Annotated in this window: 19 protein-coding genes and 1 pseudogene; 11 read left to right on the top strand and 9 right to left on the bottom strand. The window is 67.4% G+C overall.

The features are described from left to right. The first annotated feature begins 42 nt into the window (after positions 1-42). Positions 43-453: a hypothetical protein gene (locus ASE02_RS05815; protein ID WP_056732102.1), complete on the top strand. Its 411-nt coding sequence runs from the start codon at positions 43-45 to the stop codon at positions 451-453. Here ASE02_RS05815 and ASE02_RS05810 read toward each other — a convergent pair. From ASE02_RS05810 to ASE02_RS05800, 3 genes and pseudogenes are all read right to left on the bottom strand, one after another. Further along, the gene (locus tag ASE02_RS05810; RefSeq protein ID WP_056732100.1) at positions 450-1364 is read right to left on the bottom strand and encodes a hypothetical protein; all 915 of its coding nucleotides are present in this window, start codon (positions 1362-1364) and stop codon (positions 450-452) included. The two genes, ASE02_RS05815 and ASE02_RS05810, sit on opposite strands and share 4 nt — an antisense overlap. Further along, a complete protein-coding gene (locus ASE02_RS05805; protein WP_056732098.1) occupies positions 1361-2023 on the bottom strand; it encodes an iron-containing redox enzyme family protein in 663 nt (220 codons plus the stop codon). Before ASE02_RS05805 ends, ASE02_RS05810 begins: the two co-directional genes overlap by 4 nt. A 54-nt stretch (positions 2024-2077) precedes the next feature. After that, a pseudogene (locus ASE02_RS05800) lies at positions 2078-3053 on the bottom strand (beta-ketoacyl synthase N-terminal-like domain-containing protein); the annotation flags it as partial. Between the two features lie 138 nt (positions 3054-3191). Here ASE02_RS05800 and ASE02_RS05795 point away from each other — a divergent pair. From ASE02_RS05795 to ASE02_RS05775, 5 genes are all read left to right on the top strand, one after another. After that, a complete protein-coding gene (locus ASE02_RS05795) occupies positions 3192-3974 on the top strand; it encodes an alpha/beta fold hydrolase (RefSeq protein ID WP_056732095.1) in 783 nt (260 codons plus the stop codon). A 30-nt stretch (positions 3975-4004) separates the two neighbouring features. Beyond that, positions 4005-4268 carry an alpha/beta fold hydrolase gene (locus ASE02_RS05790; RefSeq protein WP_056732087.1) on the top strand — a complete coding sequence of 88 codons (264 nt, stop codon included), beginning with the start codon at positions 4005-4007 and terminating at the stop codon, positions 4266-4268. 78 nt (positions 4269-4346) lie between these two features. Further along, positions 4347-6596: an excinuclease ABC subunit UvrB gene (gene uvrB, locus ASE02_RS05785; RefSeq protein WP_056732737.1), complete on the top strand. Its 2250-nt coding sequence runs from the start codon at positions 4347-4349 to the stop codon at positions 6594-6596. 251 nt (positions 6597-6847) lie between these two features. Further along, a complete protein-coding gene (locus tag ASE02_RS05780) occupies positions 6848-7138 on the top strand; it encodes a hypothetical protein (RefSeq protein WP_156405923.1) in 291 nt (96 codons plus the stop codon). Between the two features lie 84 nt (positions 7139-7222). Further along, positions 7223-7525, top strand: a complete 303-nt coding sequence (locus ASE02_RS05775; protein ID WP_156405922.1) for a hypothetical protein — start codon at positions 7223-7225, stop codon at positions 7523-7525. Here the strand turns inward: ASE02_RS05775 and ASE02_RS05770 are convergent. Continuing rightward, the gene (locus tag ASE02_RS05770) at positions 7522-7797 is read right to left on the bottom strand and encodes a GNAT family N-acetyltransferase (protein ID WP_056732080.1); all 276 of its coding nucleotides are present in this window, start codon (positions 7795-7797) and stop codon (positions 7522-7524) included. The genes ASE02_RS05775 and ASE02_RS05770 overlap by 4 nt on opposite strands. Before the next feature lie 71 nt (positions 7798-7868). Between ASE02_RS05770 and ASE02_RS05765 the strand changes: the two genes are divergently transcribed. Next, the gene (locus ASE02_RS05765; protein ID WP_156405921.1) at positions 7869-8534 is read left to right on the top strand and encodes a DUF3617 family protein; all 666 of its coding nucleotides are present in this window, start codon (positions 7869-7871) and stop codon (positions 8532-8534) included. A 4-nt stretch (positions 8535-8538) separates the two neighbouring features. Here the strand turns inward: ASE02_RS05765 and ASE02_RS05760 are convergent, their stop codons facing one another. From ASE02_RS05760 to flgK, 4 genes are read right to left on the bottom strand one after another with little or no spacing between them, the layout of a single operon-like run. After that, complete coding sequence (locus ASE02_RS05760; protein ID WP_056732076.1) at positions 8539-9729, bottom strand: acetyl-CoA C-acyltransferase; 1191 nt, start codon at positions 9727-9729, stop codon at positions 8539-8541. A 29-nt stretch (positions 9730-9758) separates the two neighbouring features. After that, positions 9759-10916, bottom strand: a complete 1158-nt coding sequence (gene mnmA / locus ASE02_RS05755) for a tRNA 2-thiouridine(34) synthase MnmA (protein ID WP_056732074.1) — start codon at positions 10914-10916, stop codon at positions 9759-9761. Between the two features lie 43 nt (positions 10917-10959). Continuing rightward, positions 10960-11892 (bottom strand): flagellin, encoded by a 933-nt coding sequence (locus ASE02_RS05750; RefSeq protein WP_056732072.1) that lies wholly within the window; start codon positions 11890-11892, stop codon positions 10960-10962. A gap of 13 nt (positions 11893-11905) precedes the next feature. Then, a complete protein-coding gene (gene flgK / locus ASE02_RS05745; protein WP_056732067.1) occupies positions 11906-14008 on the bottom strand; it encodes a flagellar hook-associated protein FlgK in 2103 nt (700 codons plus the stop codon). A 431-nt stretch (positions 14009-14439) separates the two neighbouring features. Here flgK and ASE02_RS05740 point away from each other — a divergent pair, with 431 nt between their 5' ends. The 4 genes from ASE02_RS05740 to ASE02_RS05725 all read left to right on the top strand — a co-directional run bounded on the left by ASE02_RS05740 (position 14440) and on the right by ASE02_RS05725 (position 18534). After that, positions 14440-15897 (top strand): flagellar hook-length control protein FliK, encoded by a 1458-nt coding sequence (locus ASE02_RS05740; RefSeq protein WP_056732059.1) that lies wholly within the window; start codon positions 14440-14442, stop codon positions 15895-15897. Positions 15898-15907: 10 nt separating this feature from the next. Next, a complete protein-coding gene (locus ASE02_RS05735; protein WP_082601892.1) occupies positions 15908-16639 on the top strand; it encodes a flagellar hook assembly protein FlgD in 732 nt (243 codons plus the stop codon). A 43-nt stretch (positions 16640-16682) separates the two neighbouring features. Next, the gene (locus tag ASE02_RS05730) at positions 16683-18080 is read left to right on the top strand and encodes a flagellar hook protein FlgE (RefSeq protein WP_056732057.1); all 1398 of its coding nucleotides are present in this window, start codon (positions 16683-16685) and stop codon (positions 18078-18080) included. A gap of 166 nt (positions 18081-18246) precedes the next feature. Beyond that, the gene (locus ASE02_RS05725; protein WP_056732056.1) at positions 18247-18534 is read left to right on the top strand and encodes a DUF1153 domain-containing protein; all 288 of its coding nucleotides are present in this window, start codon (positions 18247-18249) and stop codon (positions 18532-18534) included. Positions 18535-18601: 67 nt separating this feature from the next. Here ASE02_RS05725 and ASE02_RS05720 read toward each other — a convergent pair whose 3' ends face one another. Then, positions 18602-18991 carry a RusA family crossover junction endodeoxyribonuclease gene (locus ASE02_RS05720; RefSeq protein ID WP_056732054.1) on the bottom strand — a complete coding sequence of 130 codons (390 nt, stop codon included), beginning with the start codon at positions 18989-18991 and terminating at the stop codon, positions 18602-18604. Positions 18992-19041 lie beyond the last annotated feature (50 nt).

The following is a 19041-nucleotide window of genomic DNA, read 5'->3' as shown; positions in this document are numbered from 1 at the left end:
CCGCCACAGGTGCGCCCAATTTCTGATGCCAAACTGACGTTGATGCTGAAGTACGTCTTCACGCTTATCGCCCTGACCGGAACCGCGCTTCCGGCCTACGCCTCGGCGACCCCCGCTTGGCGCGTGGAACAGGCGTGCGCGATGCAGCGCTATCTTCGCGCCACGCCGGCCTTCCCATCGGGCTGGGGTCGCGAAAGCGCCAATGTCTCGCTGGGCGGCTCTCGTCAGACGTTTGGCCAACAGGAAGACCCGGACGCCCGCGCCCGGTTCGACGCCGCCATGCGCTCGGGCCGCGGCTTCGCCGACCGCGCCGCCGAACAGTTGGCCATGCGCGAGCGGATCTCCCAGCAGGAAGCCTACCGCCGGATCGGCTCCGATCCCGGCCCCTGGCCGCAGGTGACGCCGAGCAAGTGCCAGGCCCTGGAACGCCGGGCCCTCAACAACGACCGCTAGGCGCTCGCTCCAGTCGGATTACGCGGATCGAGCGGCAGCCCCTGGGCCTGCCGGTGCTTCAACAACCGCAGCCAGCCGTGGAAGGCCTCGCAGTCGAGGCCGTGCATCATCAACCGGTAGCCGGCCTGCAAGGTCGAGAGCGGCACCAGCGGGTGGCCGTTCTTGACGAAGGACATGTGGTAGTCCGTGCCCAGGATCTTGCCGATATAGATCGCCACGGTTTCGTCGAGCTGTAGCGACTGGGCCGCCCGGACGAAGTCGGCGCGCGGCAGCAGCAGGGCGTAGAGCGGGGTGTAGACCTCGATGGCGGTCTGGGCGTCGGCGAAGTTGAGCCGCCCCCTCGGCAGCGGCGCCAGCTCGAACGGCTTATCGGAGATCATCGAGAAGTCCGGCTTGTCGACCGGGACCAGGTCCCTGCCCTGCACCCTCAGGCTGGCGTTCAGCTGGATGATGAAATTGAAGACGTTGAGGTCGTGCTGGAGGAAGACGTTGTCCTCCAGGTCCTTCAAGGTCCGCGGCCGCAGCGGCACGGTGTCGATCTCCACCGGCCCGGCGTTGGCCTTGATGAAGGCCAGCAACTCGGTGCCCACATGGAAATGGCGCAGGATCAGGGTGTTGGCTTCCGGGGTGCAGAAGGTCCTCAGCCCCCAATGGATCAGCCGGTGCAGCGTCCCGTTCAGGTTCGGGTGGTGCGGCGAGATCCCGCGCGCGATCTTCACCAGGATGAAGAAGGCGAACACCGCCGGCCGCATGATCGGAAACAGCCAGCGCCGCGACCAGGACCGGTTGCCCTTCAACAGCGCGATCTTGGCCTCGGGTGCGATCGGCAGGCCCTGGTCCAGATAGAGCGCCAGCCAAGGGTCGGGATCGCGCGGATCGTAGTTGGCGAGATCGAAGGCCGGATCGCTCACGCCGTGATCTCCTCGATCTGCAGGGCGTAGAGCCTGGCCGTCACCTGCGCGGACTTGACGATGCGCGCCGCCGTCTCGGCGTCCGGCAGCACCATCGCCAGCATCTCCTCGAATTCCTTGATGTGCTCGACGTCGTTCTCGCCGTGATAGAGCAGGAAGCGCACCGCATGGTCGGGCAGGTCCAGCCGCTGGCGCACCAGAGCGCCCCACTCGGCCGCCTTGATCGATCCCAGCCCCTCGATGATCCACATCGCCCCCAGCAGACCGAAGGGGTTGGGCTTGGAGGCCTCATGGAACATCCAGGCCGACAGCGCCTCGGAGCCGATGTTCTTCTCCGCGCCCCGGATCGCCGCCAGCTCACCGCCCGCCGCCACATAGTCGGCTTCCAGCAGCCGGAAGTCGCGGTGCTCGGTCACCGCATGGCGCATCAGGCTGGAGCGCAGCTCCAGGTGCTCGTCGTCGACATTGGAGGCGGCGCGCGACATCCACAGCGCCCCGTCCTTCACCTGCTGGCGCAGGCCGATCAGGAAGGCGTGGTAGTCGGCCAGCGCGAACCGCCCGCGCGTCAGCTTGCGGATCAGCGGAGTCTGCTCCAGCCGCCCTTCGAACTCGGTGAACACCACGGTGAGCTGCCGCAGCACGTCGGAAACCGAACTCAACCGACCGCCTCCAGCATCATGAACCCAACAAAGGCCCTACCGCTCTCGGGCNNNCCCAGATCGACGCCGAGCCGATATTGCCGACGCTCGCCAGGTTCGAGAACCACTTCTGCTCGGGGATCATCCCGGCGGTCTTCTCCAGCAGGGAGACGATCTCCTCGCGCAGCGAGCGCGCCGAGTAGTGACAGAGCAGGTGATCGACCTGGCCAGGGACGATCCGGCCCTGATCGACCTTCTGCAGATAGACCCCGACCCAGGCGCGGATCACCCGCTTCAGCAGTTCGAAGTCCTGCAACAGCGCCACCGCGCCCGCCGCATGGGCCGCCGCCGGCCCCGCGAACGCCCAGGTGGCCAGCGGGTCGGTCCGCCCCTCCACCGAAGCCCCGGCCCACATGCAAGGATCGAAGCGGTCGGCGAGCGAGACGAGGTCGATGAACTCGACCTTCAGCGACAGGCCCTGCGGACGCGGCGCGGGCTCCATCACCACCGCCCCGGCCCCGTCCGAGAGTGTAAAGCGCAGGTAGTCGGCCTCGGCCCGCAGCCGCCCCTTGGCGTCGACCAGAGCGGTGCCCTCGTAGAAGGCGGGCTGGAACCAGCGCGAGGAGAATTCGCTCGCCCCCGCCACGGCCACGTCATGCTCGCCGGCCCGGACCGACAACCACGCCGCCTTGGCCGCCATCAGCGACGAACCGCAGACCGACTGAAAGCTGGCGATCTCCAACGGGCCGCCGCCCAGCTCGCCGTGGACGTTCGCCGCGTGGCCCGGCACCAAATAGTCGCCCTGGGTGGTCGCCGCGGCCAGGAAGCTCAGATCCGCCGGTTCAAGCGCCGCCGCCTCCAGCGCCGCCCGCACGGCCTGAGCGCACATGCCGGCGGTGGAGTGGGTCGCCCGGCCGTCGGCGGCGAGCGCATAGTGCCGCGTCTCGACCCCGTTCCAACGCAGCGCCCGGCGGCCGAGCAGGCTGTCACGCCCGGCGATCCGGCCGAGGTGATCTTCCATCCGCTCCACCGGTACGGGTTCCCCCGGCAGGAAGACGCCGGTCCCGGTGATGTAGGCCTCGCGCAGCTGCGTCATCGCGCTACGATGATCGTTGATTCCGGCCGCGTCGAGGCTGCGAACCCAATGGCCAGCGCCCAAAGACGGCGCGGCATGCGACGGGCGGGGAAAATGGCTAAAGGCCTTCTGGTTGTCCTGGGCTTGGTTCTCGTTCTCGTGGCGGGCCTCGCCGTCTATCGGACATGGCGCCAGCATGAGGCCGCCGAGGCCCTGGCCATCCGCACGCCGAACGGGATCGCGCAAGCCGGCTTCATCCGCGTCAACGGCGTCGAACAATGGGTCTCCATTCGTGGAGAGGATCGATCCAACCCCGTATTGGTGCTGCTGCACGGCGGTCCGGGCGTGGCCTTCCTGCCGGTCGGATACAAAGCCCTGCGGTCCTGGGAGAAGGACTTCACGGTCGTTCAATGGGACCAGCCGGGGGCCGGGCGCACTTTCAGCCGACACGGGACAACAGGCTCCGGCGCGCTCACCCTCGACCGCATCGCCGCCGATGGGATCGGCGTGGTCGAACACGCCCGGAAGACGTTGGGCAAGGACAAGGTCGTGCTGGTCGGGGTGTCCTGGGGTTCCGTGGTGGGCGTTGAGATGTCTCGCCGCCGCCCCGACCTGATCCACACCTATGTCGGCGCCGGCCAGGTGGTGGACATGCAGCGCAATGAGGCCGTCGGCTTCGACGCCCTGCTCCAAAAGGTCCGCGCCAAGGGCGACGCCAAGGCCGAGACCAAGCTGCTGGCGATCGGCGCCCCACCCTATGCGGGCCGCAAGGAGTTGCTGGCCGAACGCAAGATCCTGGAGGCCAACCCGCCGGAGAGCGAGCGCGGTCTCTATCGCAGCCTGATCCCCATCCTGTTGTTCGCGCCGGACTACGGCCTGAAGGACATCCGCGCCTAGCTCGACGCGGGCAAGTTCTCGATCGGGAAGATGCTGCCGGCCCTGATGACCTATAGCGACGACGTTCCCGCCCCTGTCATCCCCGTGCCGGTGGTGTTCCTGCAGGGCGAAGAAGACATCCAGACGCCGACCGTGCTGGTGAAGAGCTACTTCGAGCGGCTCCAGGCGCCCAGCAAACGCCTGGTGTTGATCCCCGGCGGCGGCCACAGCGCCGTCATCGCCATGCCGGACATATTCCTGAGGGAGCTCAAGGCCCACGTTCGGCCATCGACCGTGGCCGCCGAGACGCCCTGACCTCGCGCGACGCTGCTGACATGTCCTGACACTTCGGCGGACTAGCGTTCGCCCATGATCCACCCTACCTTGGCGTTCATGCCCCGTTCTCCCGAGACCGCGCCGACCGTCCCCGGCGTCGCCGACATGTCGGCGAGCTTCGACTACGACGAGACCGCCATGCCGATGCTGTGGAAGCCCCACCGCCCGGCCCGGCCGGCCAAGTCGGAAGGCGGCAAACGCTTCAATCTGGTCAGCGACTACCAGCCGGCGGGCGATCAGCCGCGCGCCATCGCCGAACTGGTCAGCGGTCTGGAAGGGCGCGAGCAGGACCAGGTGCTGTTGGGCGTCACCGGCTCGGGCAAGACCTTCACCATGGCCAGCGTCATCGCCGAGACCCAGCGCCCGGCGCTGATCCTGGCGCCGAACAAGACGCTCGCCGCCCAGCTCTATTCGGAGATGAAGAGCTTCTTCCCGGACAACGCCGTGGAGTTCTTCGTCTCGTACTACGACTATTACCAGCCCGAGGCCTACGTCCCCCGGACCGACACCTACATCGAGAAGGATAGCTCGATTAACGAGCAGATCGACCGGATGCGCCACTCGGCCACCCGCGCGATCCTGGAACGCGACGACGTGATCGTGGTCGCCTCGGTGTCCTGCATCTACGGCATCGGCTCGGTCGAAACCTATACGGCCATGACCTTCACCCTCGAACCGGGCCAGCGCCTGGACGAGAAGCAGCTCATGGCCGACCTGGTGGCGCTGCAATACAAGCGCAACGACGCCGCCTTCGAGCGCGGGACCTTCCGCCGCCGCGGCGACACCATCGAGATCTTCCCCGCCCACTACGAGGACCGCGCCTGGCGCATCTCGCTGTTCGGCGACGAGGTGGAGACCATCACCGAGTTCGATCCGCTGACCGGGAAGAAGACCGCCGACCTGGACGGGATCAAGATCTACGCCAACAGCCACCACGTCACCCCGCGCCCGACCCTGAACCAAGCCGTCGTCCAGATCCGCGACGAGATGAAGGAACGGCTGGAGTGGCTGATCGCCAACGGCAAGCTGCTGGAGGCCCAGCGGCTGGAGCAGCGCACGATCTTCGACCTGGAAATGATCCAGGCCACCGGCTCCTGCGCGGGTATCGAGAACTATTCCCGCTATCTCTCGGGCCGCCGCACCGGCGAGCCGCCGCCGACCTTCTTCGAGTACATCCCCGAGAACGCCCTGCTGTTCATCGACGAGAGCCACCAGGCGGTGCCGCAGATCGGGGCCATGTACCGGGGCGACTACCGCCGCAAATTCACCCTGGCGGAGTACGGCTTCCGCCTGCCCTCCTGCCTCGATAACCGCCCGCTCAAGTTCGAAGAGTGGGACGCCATGCGGCCCCAGACGGTGTCGGTCTCGGCCACGCCCGCGGCCTGGGAGCTGGAACGCTCGGGCGGCGTCTTCGCCGAACAGGTCATCCGCCCCACCGGCCTGATCGACCCGCCGGTCGAGGTGCGTCCGGTCAACAAGAACAACCACACCCAGGTCGACGACGTGATCGCCGAGGTGCGCGACACCATCGCCAAGGGCTATCGCTCGCTGATCACGGTCCTGACCAAGAAGATGGCCGAGGACCTGGCCGAGTACATGCACGAGCAGGGCCTGAAGGTCCGCTACATGCACTCCGACATCGACACCATGGAGCGGATCGAGATCATCCGCGACCTGCGGCTAGGCGCGTTCGACGCCCTGATCGGCATCAACCTGCTGCGCGAGGGGCTCGATATCCCCGAATGCGGCTTGGTCGCCATTCTCGACGCCGACAAGGAAGGCTTCCTGCGCTCGGAAACCTCGCTGATCCAGACCATCGGCCGCGCCGCGCGGAACATCGACGGCAAGGTGATCCTCTACGCCGACCGCATCACCGGCTCGATGGAACGGGCCATGGCCGAGACCAACCGCCGCCGCGCCAAGCAGGAGGAGTACAACCTCGAGCACGGCATCACGCCCGAAAGCGTGAAGAGCCAGATCAAGGAAATCCTCGCCAGCCCCTACGAGAAGGACCGCGTCCTGGTGCCGGTCGGCGTGGCCGAGGGCTCCAAGCCGTTCCTGGGCGACAACTTCAAGACCACCCTGCGCGATCTCGAGGCCAAGATGCGCCAGGCCGCCGCCGACCTGGAGTTCGAGACCGCCGCCCGCCTGCGCGACGAGATCAAGCGCCTGAAGATGCTGGACCTGGAATTCGCCAACGACGCCCTGACCGCGCCGGGCGAAGAGGTCGACCGCGGCGCCGTGAAGCGCGTGAAGGCCGAAGCGCGAGCCGAGGCCGCCGAGCGGTTCAGGAAGGGCAAGAAGTAGGCTGGAAGGTTCCCGGCCCGCCCTTGGCTAGCTGCTTGAAGAAACACAGCTTCTTCGAGCGTGACCACGGATTTTACGACGCTGGGGTGAAGGACCTGTCACTCAAACCCCACACCAGCCAACGCAACGTCGTCAACGCCACAGAGCCAGGAACCACTGTCGCGCTTCGTGCGTAGTTTTGTCGTTAGGGCGACGCTGTCGAGGCGGTCCGCTGGGGACCGTCGGCATGTCGTTGTCCTGGGGTCAGGCCAATGTCTCCTCCTCTCTCTGTCGTGGCCGACAACTCGGCCGAGAAAACCAAACCCCTTCCTAGTGGCGACCTGTCCGAGCGCATTCGCCGCCTGCAGGCCGAGGCCAAGAACCTGGCTCGCGAGCACATCAAGGCGCTGGAGGCGGCCATCATCGAGGTCGAACGGCTCTCGTCCGAGATCGCCGACGGCGGCGACGCCTATCCGGCCGGGGTCCGTGAACTGTCCCGCCGAATGGCCGAGGATTGCGAGATGAAGGTCCAGACGCTCGAAGCCATCTCCTCGCGCGCCTGAGGCGCGCGAGCCATCCGGCTGGCGCCGGTCCTGCAGCGCACAGGTCAGACTGTGCAGCTTTGGGAGCACCAGATGGTCAGTCAAATGCGTACGTCCACCGCGCTGAGCGTCGTGGCCGATAACAGCGATAACGGGGTGAAGGCCCCTGTCCCGGCCGGAACCAACCTCTCCGACCGCATCCGCCGGCTGCAGGCCGAGGCCAAGATCCTCGCCCGCGAGCATATCCAGGCTCTTGAGAGCGCCCTCCTCCAGGTGGAGCGCCTGTCGTCGGAAATCGCCGGCGGCGGCGAAGCCTATCCGGTCGGCGTGCGCGAGGTCGCCCGGCGGATCGCCGAGGACTGCGAGGCTCGCGGCAATACGATCCAGGTCCTGGCCGGGCGGCGCTAAGCCACCAGGTCGCGGAATTCAGGGCTGCGTCGCAGCCATGCCGCCGCATAGCCACAGATCGGCGTGATCTTCAGGCCTTGGCCGCGCGCGTCGGCGGCCAGGGCGGCCATCAGCCGTCCAGCCGCGCCCGTCCCGCGCAGGGCCGGGGGGCTCTCGACGTGGTCGACATAGAGGCGGTCGCCCGACAGCCGATAGTCGGCCCACGAGGTCATCCCCTGCTCGACCATTTCGTAGCGGTGATCGACTTTGTTGTTTCGCAGCACGCCATCCATGGTCGTATCTTAACCTGTGTCCGTCAGAATCGATCCCGACAGTTGCGAGGGGCCGCGTCGGGGAGGGTGAAGTGTACATATTTCGAAGCGCGGTAGTCACCGCCATGGCGGTGCTGGCTCTGGCGGCCTGCGGTCAGCCGAAAACCGTCACGGATTCAGATGGTAAGACACGCGCCAACCTCAAGACCCCGCCTCCCCGCCAGCCCGGCCTGTGGGAGACCAACGTCACCCTCGGCGACGTGGTCCAGACCACCATTCTGTGCATCGACCACAAGGTCGACAAGAAGGTCGACTGGATGGGCGCCCAGGGCACTCGGGATAATTGCAGCCAGAGCCAGGTGACCCGTCAGGACGACGGCTCCTGGAAATTCTCATCGACCTGCGACATGGGCGCTCGCGGCAAGGTCGTCACGACCGGCGTGGCCAAGGGCGATTTCACCCTGCGCTACGAAGCCTGGGGCCAGCAGATCACGACAGGCGCCAATCTGCCGGTGATGAACGGAACCCGGGCGGTGAAGGTCACCTCGGCCTGGACCGGCGTCTGCCCTAAGGAATGGTACCCCGGCGACATGTCGGTTCCGAGCGGCATCCAGTACAACGCCGCCGCGCTTGGCGCCACGGGCCTCCCCGCCGAGGGAGCGCCGGTCGCCGCGAAGATCAAGCCCGCCGCGAAGCCGGAAGCCAAGCCGGAGGCTGAACTGGCCGACGCCGAACCGGCGCCCGCGCTGCGCCCCTGACCGCCTAGACCAGCTCGACCGCCATGGCGGTGGCTTCGCCGCCGCCGATGCAGAGGCTGGCGACGCCGCGTTTGCCGCCGCGCGCCTCCAGGGCCGACAGCAGGGTGGCGAGGATGCGCGCGCCCGAGGCGCCGATGGGATGGCCGAGCGCGCAGGCGCCGCCGTTGACGTTCAGCTTGGCCCGGTCGATGCCCAACTCACGCTCGGCGATCATGGCGACCACGGCGAAGGCCTCGTTGACCTCGAACAGATCGACGTCGGCGACGCTCCAGCCGGCCCGCTTCATCGCCTTCTGCATGGCCGGGACCGGCGCGGTGGCGAACAGGCTGGGTTCGTGGGCGTGGCCGGCATGGCTGACCACCCGCGCCACCACCTTCAGCCCCAGCTTCTCGGCGACCGAGGCCCGGGTCATCACCAGGGCGGCCGCCCCGTCCGAGATCGAGGAGGCGTTGGCCGCGGTGATCGCGCCGTCCTTGCCGAAGGCCGGCCGCAGGGTGGGGATCTTGGCCGGATCGGCCTTCAGCGGCTGTTCGTCGGTGGAGACGGTCTCGGTTCCCTTGCGGGTTGCAACCTCGACCGGGACGATTTCGCGGACGAAGGCGCCGCTCTCGATCGCCGCCTTGGCGCGGGCCAGCGAGCCGATCGCGTATTCGTCCATCGCCTCGCGGGTGAACTGGTAGGCGCGCGCCGTCTCGTCAGCGAAGGATCCCATCAGCCGGCCCGGCTCGTAGGCGTCTTCCAGGCCGTCCAGGTACATATGGTCGAACGCCGTGTCGTGACCGATCCGGGCGCCGCCACGATGCTTGTTCAGCAGGTACGGCGCGTTGGTCATGCTCTCCATGCCGCCGGCGATGACGATGTCGACGCCGCCCGCGGCCAGGGCGTCATGCGCCATGATCGCGGCCTGCATGCCCGACCCGCACATCTTGTTGACGGTGGTCGCCTCGACCGAGTTCGGCAGGCCCGCGCCCAGCGCCGCCTGGCGGGCCGGCGCCTGGCCGAGCCCGGCCGGCAGCACGCAGCCCATCACGATCTGCTCCACCAAATCCGGACTGACGCCCGCCCGCTCGACCGCGGCGCGTACAGCCGCCGCGCCCAGATCGGTCGCCTTGACCGGCGAGAGGACGCCCTGGAAGCCGCCCATGGGCGTGCGAGCATAGGAAGCGATGACGACGGGATCGGTGCGCTGGGTCATGGGAGAGATATATCCCTCCCCGGCCGAGATTACAGCGCCGCGATGGTCCGCGCGATGAAGCCGCCGCCCAGCACCCGGTCGGGCGCCTCGGGCGCGTAGAGCACGCAGGCCTGGCCAGGGGCCACACCTTCTTCGGACTGATCCAGCGCCACGCCGATCTGGCCGTCTTCGAACGTCAGCCGGCCGGCGACCGGCTCGCGGGTCGAGCGCACGCGGGCCAGCACGGGGCGGCCGACGGCGTCCTCGATGGTCGCGGTTTCACCGAGCCAGTTGGTTTCCTTCAGGCTCAGGGCGCGGGTCAGCAGCGCCTCGCGCGGGCCGACGATCACCTGGCGCTTGTCGGCGTCGATCTTGACCACGAACAGCGGGTCGCCAACGGCGATGTTCAGCCCCCGGCGCTGGCCGATGGTGTAGCGGGTGACGCCCTCGTGGCGGCCCAGCACCCGGCCGTCCATGTGCACGACGTCGCCCGGCTCGGCGCCATGCGGGCGCAGGCGGTCGATCACCGTGGTGTAGCGGCCTTCGGGCACGAAGCAGATGTCCTGGCTGTCGGGCTTGTCGGCGGCGGCCAGGCCCAGTTCGGCGGCCACGCGGCGCACCTCGGGCTTCGGCAGCCCGCCCAGCGGGAAGCGCAGGAAATCGAGCTGCTCGCGGGTGGTGGCGAACAGGAAATAGCTCTGGTCGCGCGCCGGATCGGCGGCGCGCTGCAATTGCGGCCCGTCCGGGCCCTCGGCGCGGCGGACATAGTGGCCGGTGGCCATGGCCTCGGCGCCCAGGTCGCGGGCGACGTCCAGCAAGTCGCGGAACTTCACCGTCTGATTGCAGCGGATGCAGGGGATCGGCGTCTCGCCGCGCAGGTAGGAGTCGGCGAAGTCCTCGATGACCTGCTGCTTGAAGCGGCTCTCGTAGTCGAGGACGTAGTGGGGGATGTTCAGGGCGTCGGCCGCCGTGCGGGCGTCGTGGATGTCCTGACCGGCGCAGCAGGCGCCCTTCTTCTGGACCGCCGCGCCGTGGTCGTAGAGCTGCAGGGTCACGCCCACCACGTCATAGCCGGCGCGCGCCAGCAGGGCGGCGGTCACGGTGGAATCGACCCCGCCCGACATGGCGGCGACCACGCGGGCGCCGGGCTTCAGGCCCACAGCGGCCCGGGCGGCCTCCACGGCCGTATCTGCGAAGAGCGCGTTCATCGGCCGCTATGTAGCGGTTCGCACCCTGTTTTGCGAGGTCGGCCTATTTCAGCATGTTCACCAGGGAGGAATCCCGCAGGGTCAGGAAGACCTGGGTCGAGGCCTGCAGAGCCAGGGTCGCCTGCTCCAGATGGACCGTCACCTCGGGCATGTTGGCGTCCACGATGTCGCCGATCATGCCTTTCAGGCTGTCTTGGCGAGTGCCGAGGTCTGTCTTCACGTTCTCGACGCGGGCCTGCATCATCCCGTTGCGCGCCGTTTTGTCGATGACGTTGCTCGCCGCATCGTCCCAGACCTTGAGCTGCTGCTCGAGGAACGTGCGCTGTGCGTCGGTCATGTTGCCCGACAGCGGGCCGCCGGCGCCTTCGTGGAAGGCTTGCATGGCCTTGAAGGCCGTCAGGATTTCCGTCCCCATGTCGGAGGCGAGGAGCCCGGTCTTCACCACGGTGGCGTCGTCGACCTTGTGCTCGGTGATGAAGTCGTCGTTCTGGAAGAAGTCCGAAATCGCCGGGGTCACCGGGTTGGTCAGGTCCTGCAGGGTCTGGGCGGTCACCGGCTCGGTCTCGATCTTGCCGCCCGCGAACAGGTACTTGCCGCCATAGCGCGAGTTCATGGCCGACACCGAGTTGCTGAACTGCGCGCCCAGCTCCTGCATCAGTGTATCGGTCCGGCCGGTGGCGATGGCCTCCTCAATGGCGGTCTTGGCGGCGGCCGCCGCGTCCCCAAGCTGGTTCAGGGAAAAGTCCTGGGTGGTCAGCTTGTCGCTGACCATCTTGTTCTGTTCGAGATAGCCGCCCAGGCGGGACTCCACCGACCGCATCGCCGTCAGCATCTCGGCGTTGCGCGCGTAGTCCTTGAGGTTCGACCCGTTTTGTTGGGTCGACAGCTTGTCGCCAGCGTCCATCTGGCGCTGCTGGGCGAGCATGATGTTGGAGAGTACGCGGCTGTAGTTGCCGCCGGTCGTGACGCGAAACATCGGTCAGCCTCCGCTAAATCATGTTCGTCAGGACGTCGAACAGTTCCTTGGCCGCTTGGATCATGCGGGCGGAAGCGTTGAAGGCCTGTTGATACGTGGTCATCATGACGAGTTCCTCGTCGACGTTCACACCCTCGACCGACTGCCGTCGGGCGTTGGCTTCGTTGGCGACCGCCTCGGCGGCGCTCTTGCGGGTTTCCGCCGCCTGGGCCTGGCGACCGACCGAGCCGCCGAACTCCGAGGCGTAGCGGGTCAGGTTCATGGTCACCGCGCCCAGTTCGCCAGCGGCCGAGAAGTTGGTCACGACATCGCCCGCCGCGGCCAGCAGCCGCGCGCCGCGCCCGTCGCCCGCGGTGATGGCGGGCTTACCCGCCGCCACGCTGAGATCGAGGGTGCCCAGACCCAACTTCATCGGGTTCTGTTGCAGGGCCGGGTCGACCTTGAACTTCCCCGCCCGCGAGTTGCGCTCGATCGTGCCGAGGCCGAACAGCTGGCTCATCGAGGGGCCGCCGGCCCCGCGCTGGGTCAGGTCCTGCGTCACCGACAAGGTGGCGTTGGCCGGCGGCGAACCCGCGAAGGTCAGCGCGCCCTTGGCGTCGAGCGAGAACTGCCCATAGAGCCCCGCGCCGGTGGTCGGGTCGTTCAACGAGGCCAGCAGATCGCTCATGTTCGCGCCCGCCGGCACGGTGATCTGCAGATCGCGGATCGGCTTGCCGTCGGCCTGGGCCAGCCGGAAGCTGATCGTGTCGCCGGGGGTGAAGCCGTGCGGATCGGTCGTCTTCAGGCCGGTCTCGTAGCTGATCATCCCATCGGACTTGATCAGGTCGTTCAGGCCGAAGAAATGCGAGAAGCCGCGCCCGGCCTTGGTCGACGTACCCTCGTCGATCGCCACGCCGGTCCCGGCCGCGCCCTGGATGCTGAGCGCGCCATTGACGAAGCTGGCCGTCGCATTGCCGCCCAGCGCGGTGTTCAGGTCGGCCAGGAAATTGCCCGAGGTGAACGCGCCGCCCGGCGTCATGGTCATCGTGTCGAAGTCGATCTCGACCTTGTGCTGGACGACCCCGTTGGCGGCGCCCGCCGTGCCGACGACGGCGATCGTGGTCTTGCCGGTGAACCCGCCGACGGCTGTCGGCAGGTCGAGCCCGGTGTTGCGGCCGGAGAGGACGTTCGGAGCCGGCGACGCCGTGGTCTTGTTATGGGCCGCATTGAGCTGCTCGGCCGCGCGCGAGACGAACTCGCCGAGCTGATCGGCCATGCCGGGCAAGGTGGTGTCGCGCAGATCCATCAGGCCGCGGATCTCGCCGCCGGTGATCTGGATCGGTTGGGCGTAGCCCGTCCCACCTTCAGGTTCGACGGCGATATAGCCCTTGGTCGGGTTGGTGCGATTGTAGCTGAGCGTCGCCGACTTGCCGTCGCCGGACAGCAGCAGCCCCTCGACGGAACGGATCGTCACCCCGCCATGAGGCTTCAGCGCGACCTGGACGTTCATCAGGGTCGCCAGCTCGTCGACCAGCTGGCTCTGGATGTTCTCCGAGCCGGAGGCGTCACCATTGGTGAGCTTGGCGCGGCTGATGTCGGAATTGAGCTGATTGATCTGGCGCAGCAGATCGTTGCTACGCTCGACATTGGCCGAAATCCGGGCGTCCACCGTCCCCCCCAGCTCGCCGAACTGCGCATTGATCCGCGCGGAGTCGGCGAGGAAGTCCTCGACATTGCCCATCGCTTGGCTGCGCAGCAGGCTCGAGGAGGGATCATCGGCCGCGGCCGCGAACGCCGAGAAGATGTTATCCAGCTGCGAGAAGTAGAAGCCGTCGCTGGACGGATTGCCGAACAGGCTCTGGGCGTTGTCGAGATACTGGGAGACCGCGCTCCAACGGCTGGCGTCCGAGGACGCCGTCAGGGTCGCGAATTGCAGGTACTGGTCGGTGACGCGTTTGACGCCCTCGACGTTGACGCCCATGCCCTGACCGCCGACGACCAGCGGCGCCTGCACCACCTTCTTGCGGACGTAGCCCGGGGTGTTGACGTTGGCGATGTTGTCCGACGTCGCGCGGAGGTTCACCTGGGCCGCATTGAGCCCCGACGCCGCCGTCTTGAGTGTTGCCGTCAGTGACACAGTTTACCCTCCGCTCGGCAAAGCCTGTCGCGCGACCCGGCGAAATCTGCCGAGAAGTTGGTGAACGCCCGCGCGAGGGGCTCTGGAAAGTCCAAGCTTTTCAATGCAGTCCCTTTTGGGGGCCAGTTGATCTCGCAAACCACGGCGCAAGACCGGCGCCAGATCCCTCGCCGCGGGTCACGGCTGTCGGCGCGGGTGGGTCGTCAGACCGGCAGGGACGACCTATCGCCCCGCTTCGGCTCGGCAAAAAACGCCTCGGAGCCTGCCGACACGATCCGCACACCAACGATCACTATCGTTATTTTTCAAATAGATAGATCCACATATTCCATGTGGCGCGAAGGTTGCTCTGACCCTGCCGAATGTAGCGGCGCAGAAGCGCTCCCTCGAGACGGCCCCCTGAAGACAGCGGGCCCGACCATCTGGAAGCCATGACAGCGCCAATCTTCAACTTGCCGATGACGAGCCCGATCGCCGGGAACTCGACCGCGAACGCCGCCCAGGGACCCATGGCGGGTTTCGAGGCGCTGTTGGCCGCGTTCTTCGGCGAGCCCGGAGATCTCGCCGCTGGAGCCGGCCTGTTCGGCGACGGACAGGTCTCGGACGAGGACGCCGCCAAGACCCAGACCGGCCTGGCCGACGCCCAGAGCACGCCCACCCTTTCCACCGAGGCCCAGGTGCTGGCGGCGATGCTGGCCGCGCCGGCGCCCCAGATCGCTCAGGCCGCGGCCAACGCCGCGGCGTCGACGGCCTCGGAAGGTGAAGCCGCCGGCGGCTCGCCCCCCGCGCCGGCCATTGCGTTCGTTCCGCCAGGTCCGGCCGTCACGCCGCTCGCCCCCCAGGCGACGGCCGAGGCGAGCGACCTGCCCGCCCCGAAGGTTGACCCGAGCGCCCTCGCCACGGCCGATGCGCAGACCGCGACAGCGGCCGCCGCGACGGACCCCGACCTCGCCGTTCCGACCGCCGCCACGGCGCCCGACACCAAGACCCCTGCGAAGAGCCCCGTCGCAACGGCCCCGCAGGCCGCCGCTCCGCAACCGATCGCCCAGACCCCGCCCCCGGCGCCGACCACCGCGCCCGTGGCCGCTCAGGTCATGGCCCAGGCCGAAACCGTCGCCGCCGAGCCCGCAGCTGAGGCCGAGCCGGCTGCGCCGCATGGCGCCCCGCGCAACGCCAAGTCCGCCGACCTGGCCCGCCGCACGGCCGGTCAGGCCGCCGCGCCGGTCGCCCCGGCCGACGACGCCGCCCTGCCGAGCGCCGTGACCGCGGTCGCCAACGCCTCGGCGTCGGGCGAAGCAGCCTCCAGCGTCGAGACCGAGACCGCCGCTCCCGCCGCGCCGCGCGACGCCAAGGCCGCCACCGACGCCCCCGACTTCCAGGCTCCGGCGCCCGCCGCTGCGCCCCATGCGGCCGCGCCGGCCGCCCACGCGGCGCCCGTCAAGGCCACGCCGGAGACCGTCGCCCACCTGACGGCGCAGATTTCAAAAAAGCTCGACGGTCAGTCCACCAAGTTCGACGTCGAGCTGAACCCCGCCGGGCTCGGCCGGGTCAGCGTCTCCGTCGAGATCGCCGCCAGCGGCAAGATGACCGCGGCTATGTCCTTCGAAAGCCCGCAGGCCGCAGCCGAGCTGCGCGCGCGCTCTAACGAGCTGCAGCGGGCGCTGGAACAGGCGGGCTTCGACCTCTCCGGCGGCCTGTCCTTCGACGTGGCCGGCGACCGGGGCGACGGCCGCGGCGCGGCCCAGCAACAACAGAACGACGGCGCGGCCTGGCGCGGGCGCGCCTTCCAAGCGGTGCTCGGCACGGCCGGTGAAGCCGTCGAATCCGCCAGCTCGCTGGCGCTCAATTACGGACGCCGGTCGACCACCGGCGTCGACGTTCGGATCTAGGGGGGCAGACATGGCCATCGATCCCACAGCCGGCGCAGGCGCCGCAGGCGGAGCCGCAGCAGGCGGAGCTGCCGCTGGCGGCCGCACGCGCATGGCCGACAGCTACGAGACCTTCATGAGCCTGCTGACGGCGCAGATCAAAAACCAGGATCCGCTGTCGCCGATGGACTCCACCCAATTCACCCAGCAGCTGGTCCAGATGACCGGCGTTGAGCAGCAACTGCTGACCAACGATCTGCTGGAAAAGCTGGTCACCAACACCGGCTCGGGCATCCAGACCTCCGTCAGCCTGCTCGGCCGCGAGGTCCGCGCCCTCAACAGCGACGCCAAGCTCACGGCCGGCAAGGCCGAGTGGAGCTACTCGCTGGACCGCGAGGCCACCGACGTCACCGTCGAGGTGCTCAACGAGTTCGGCAAGGTCGTGCAGGTGGTCAAGCCCACCGAGAACAAGGCTGGCGACCACAGCTTCACCTGGAACGGCAAGGACCGCACCGACCAGCAACTGCCCAACGGCGGCACCTACACCCTGCGGATCACCGCCAAGGACTCGGCCGGGGCCACCGTGCCGGTCACCAACTTCGTGAAGGGGATCGTCACCGGCGTCGAGCAGGTCGACGGCAAGACCCTGATCACCATCAACGGCGTCAAGGTCGGCTGGGAGAAGGTCACGGCCATCTCCGACCCGGTCAAGGAACCGGCGCCCGTTCCGCCCACGCCCGAAACTCCCGAGCAGGCCGCCTGAGCGCGCCGCTCCCTGACAGAATAACGAAAGAAGGCACACACCCATGAGCATCAACAGCGCAATGCTTGCCGGCGTTTCGGGGCTGATCTCGAACTCCTCGGCCCTGGCGGCGATCTCCGACAACATCGCCAACGTCAACACCGTCGCCTACAAGCGCAACCAGGTGAACTTCGCCAACGTGGTGACGTCCCAGGCGGTCAAGGGCCGCTATTCGGCCGGCGGCGTGCAGGCGGTGACCCGCCAGTTCGTGAGCCAGCAAGGCCTGATCCAGAGCGCCACCTCGCCGACCGACCTCGGCATCTCCGGCGACGGCTTCTTCATCGTCGCCAACAAGGGCGCGGGCCTCACCTCCGCCGACCAGCGGGTGTTCACCCGTTCGGGCTCGTTCAGCGTTGACGCCGACGGTTTCCTGGTCAACGACGCCAAGCTCTACCTGCAGGGCTGGCCGGTGCAGTCGGACGGGACGTTCAACACCAACCCGTCCGACCTGGCCATGATGGACTCCATCAACGTCAAGAACCTGGGCGCGGCGGTCAGCGCCACCAAGAACGTCATCGTCAACGCCAACCTCAACAAGACCCAGACGATCTCGTCGGGGGAAGCGGCCTACATCCCCAACGGCAGCACCATGGCCGACTGGGCGAACATCAGCCCGCGTCCGGCCACAGCGACCCAGCCTGACTTCACGTTCGAGATGAACGTCATCGACTCGGTCGGTGCGACCCACAAGGTCGCCGTCGCCCTCCTGAAGGACGGCGACCCGGCCGCCCCGCCGAACCAGTGGCACGCTGAAATCTACGCCGTTCCCAAGTCCGACATCCAAGGTTCGACCAACGGCCTGATCAGCTCGGGCATGGTGCGCTTCACGGCCGACGGCCAGCTCGACATCGCCAACACCACCCTGTTCGGCGTCGCGGGCACCGCGCCGCAGTTGAACCTGGGCGCCTCAGGCGGCGCCGGGACGCCGCGTTGGGCCGACAGCCTCGGCATCGAGGCCTCGGCCGTTAAGCTCGATTGGAGCAAGGTCACGCAATACGCCTCGCAGTCGACCCTGAACTCGTCGAACTCCGACGGCGCGAACGTCGGCAACGTGGTCGGCGTCGAGGTCAGTGAAGACGGCGTCGTCTCGGCCATCTTCGACAACTCCGAAGTCCGCCAGATCGCCAAGATCGGCATCGCTACTTTCGCGAATGCGGACGGTTTGGCGGCGGTCAGCGGTAACGCCTATCAGGCGACGATCCCCTCGGGCGAATTCGTCATCAAGCAGGCTGGGGTCGGCGGAGCAGGCCAAATCGCCGCCGGAACCCTCGAAGCCTCGACAGTCGACCTGTCCGCAGAGTTCACGGGACTGATTACGACCCAGAAAGCTTATTCGGCTTCTTCGAAGATCATCACAACAGCCGATCAGATGCTTGAAGAACTAATCAATATTAAGAGGTAATTCCTCACGTTAATCACTCTTAACATCGAGTGACAACTTAGACTGTATCAAAATCGTACACGGAGGGGTCATGAATAAGCTTTTGTTTACTATCGTGATTCACCGGCTGTTATGGCCCCTCCGCTACCTTCGACCCGAACAGTGATGGTCGGAAAGGCGTAAAGCCATGTTGCAACAACAGCAGACGCGCACGAACAGCCGCGGCGAGGCCTACGTCATTGGCCCCACGGGTGCGCCGTTGACGCTGAATGATCTGCCCCCGGTTGATACCGGTCGGTGGGTGATCCGGCGCAAGGCCGAGGTGGTGGCCGCCGTACGTGGTGGACTGCTCACGCTGGACGAGGCGTGCGAACGGTACTCCCTGACCAACGAGGAATTCCTCGCTTGGCAGAAGTCGATCGACCGCCATGGTCTGGCAGGTCTGCGCACGACGCGGCTTCAGCAATATCGCTGAACCCGCGTCGCAAACTTGAAGTTTGCGAAAGCAGCCGCGCCGGTCTCCGGCGCGGCTGCTTTCGTTTTCAGCGCTGGTAGGGCGCTGGGAGCAAATGCGCGTCCGACAGCTTGCGGACGCTGACCACGATGCGCTCGCGATCCCCGGCCCGCCGCTCGACCAGCAACCGCGCCACCTGGGCGTCATCGTGGAAGGCGTAGCCCTTGATGGCGTCGAGGATCGCCTTGGCCAGGTTGTCGAGGTCGATCCAGGGCGGATCGCCGACATACTCCATGACGATGTCGACCGAGAACTCGCCCCAAGCCGGGCGCGAGCCCCGCCACGCCTTGCGGAAGAACTCGTAGACCAGCGGCTTGTAGTATTTCGACTGGGTGGTCAGGCCGTCCACGACGATCTCGAAGAGGCCCTCGGCCTCCCGCGCGCGCACCTTTCCATGATGGGTCCAGCTCTCGTCCATAGCGCTCCATAATCCGTGCGCGTCTTGCAGTCTCGCGCCCGTTCGTTAAA

The sequence above is a fragment of the Phenylobacterium sp. Root700 genome (genome assembly GCF_001429025.1).
In the GTDB taxonomy this organism is placed as follows: domain Bacteria; phylum Pseudomonadota; class Alphaproteobacteria; order Caulobacterales; family Caulobacteraceae; genus Phenylobacterium.
The sequence above is the reverse complement of the archived record's forward strand: the minus strand, read 5'-3'. Positions and strand labels throughout refer to the sequence as shown.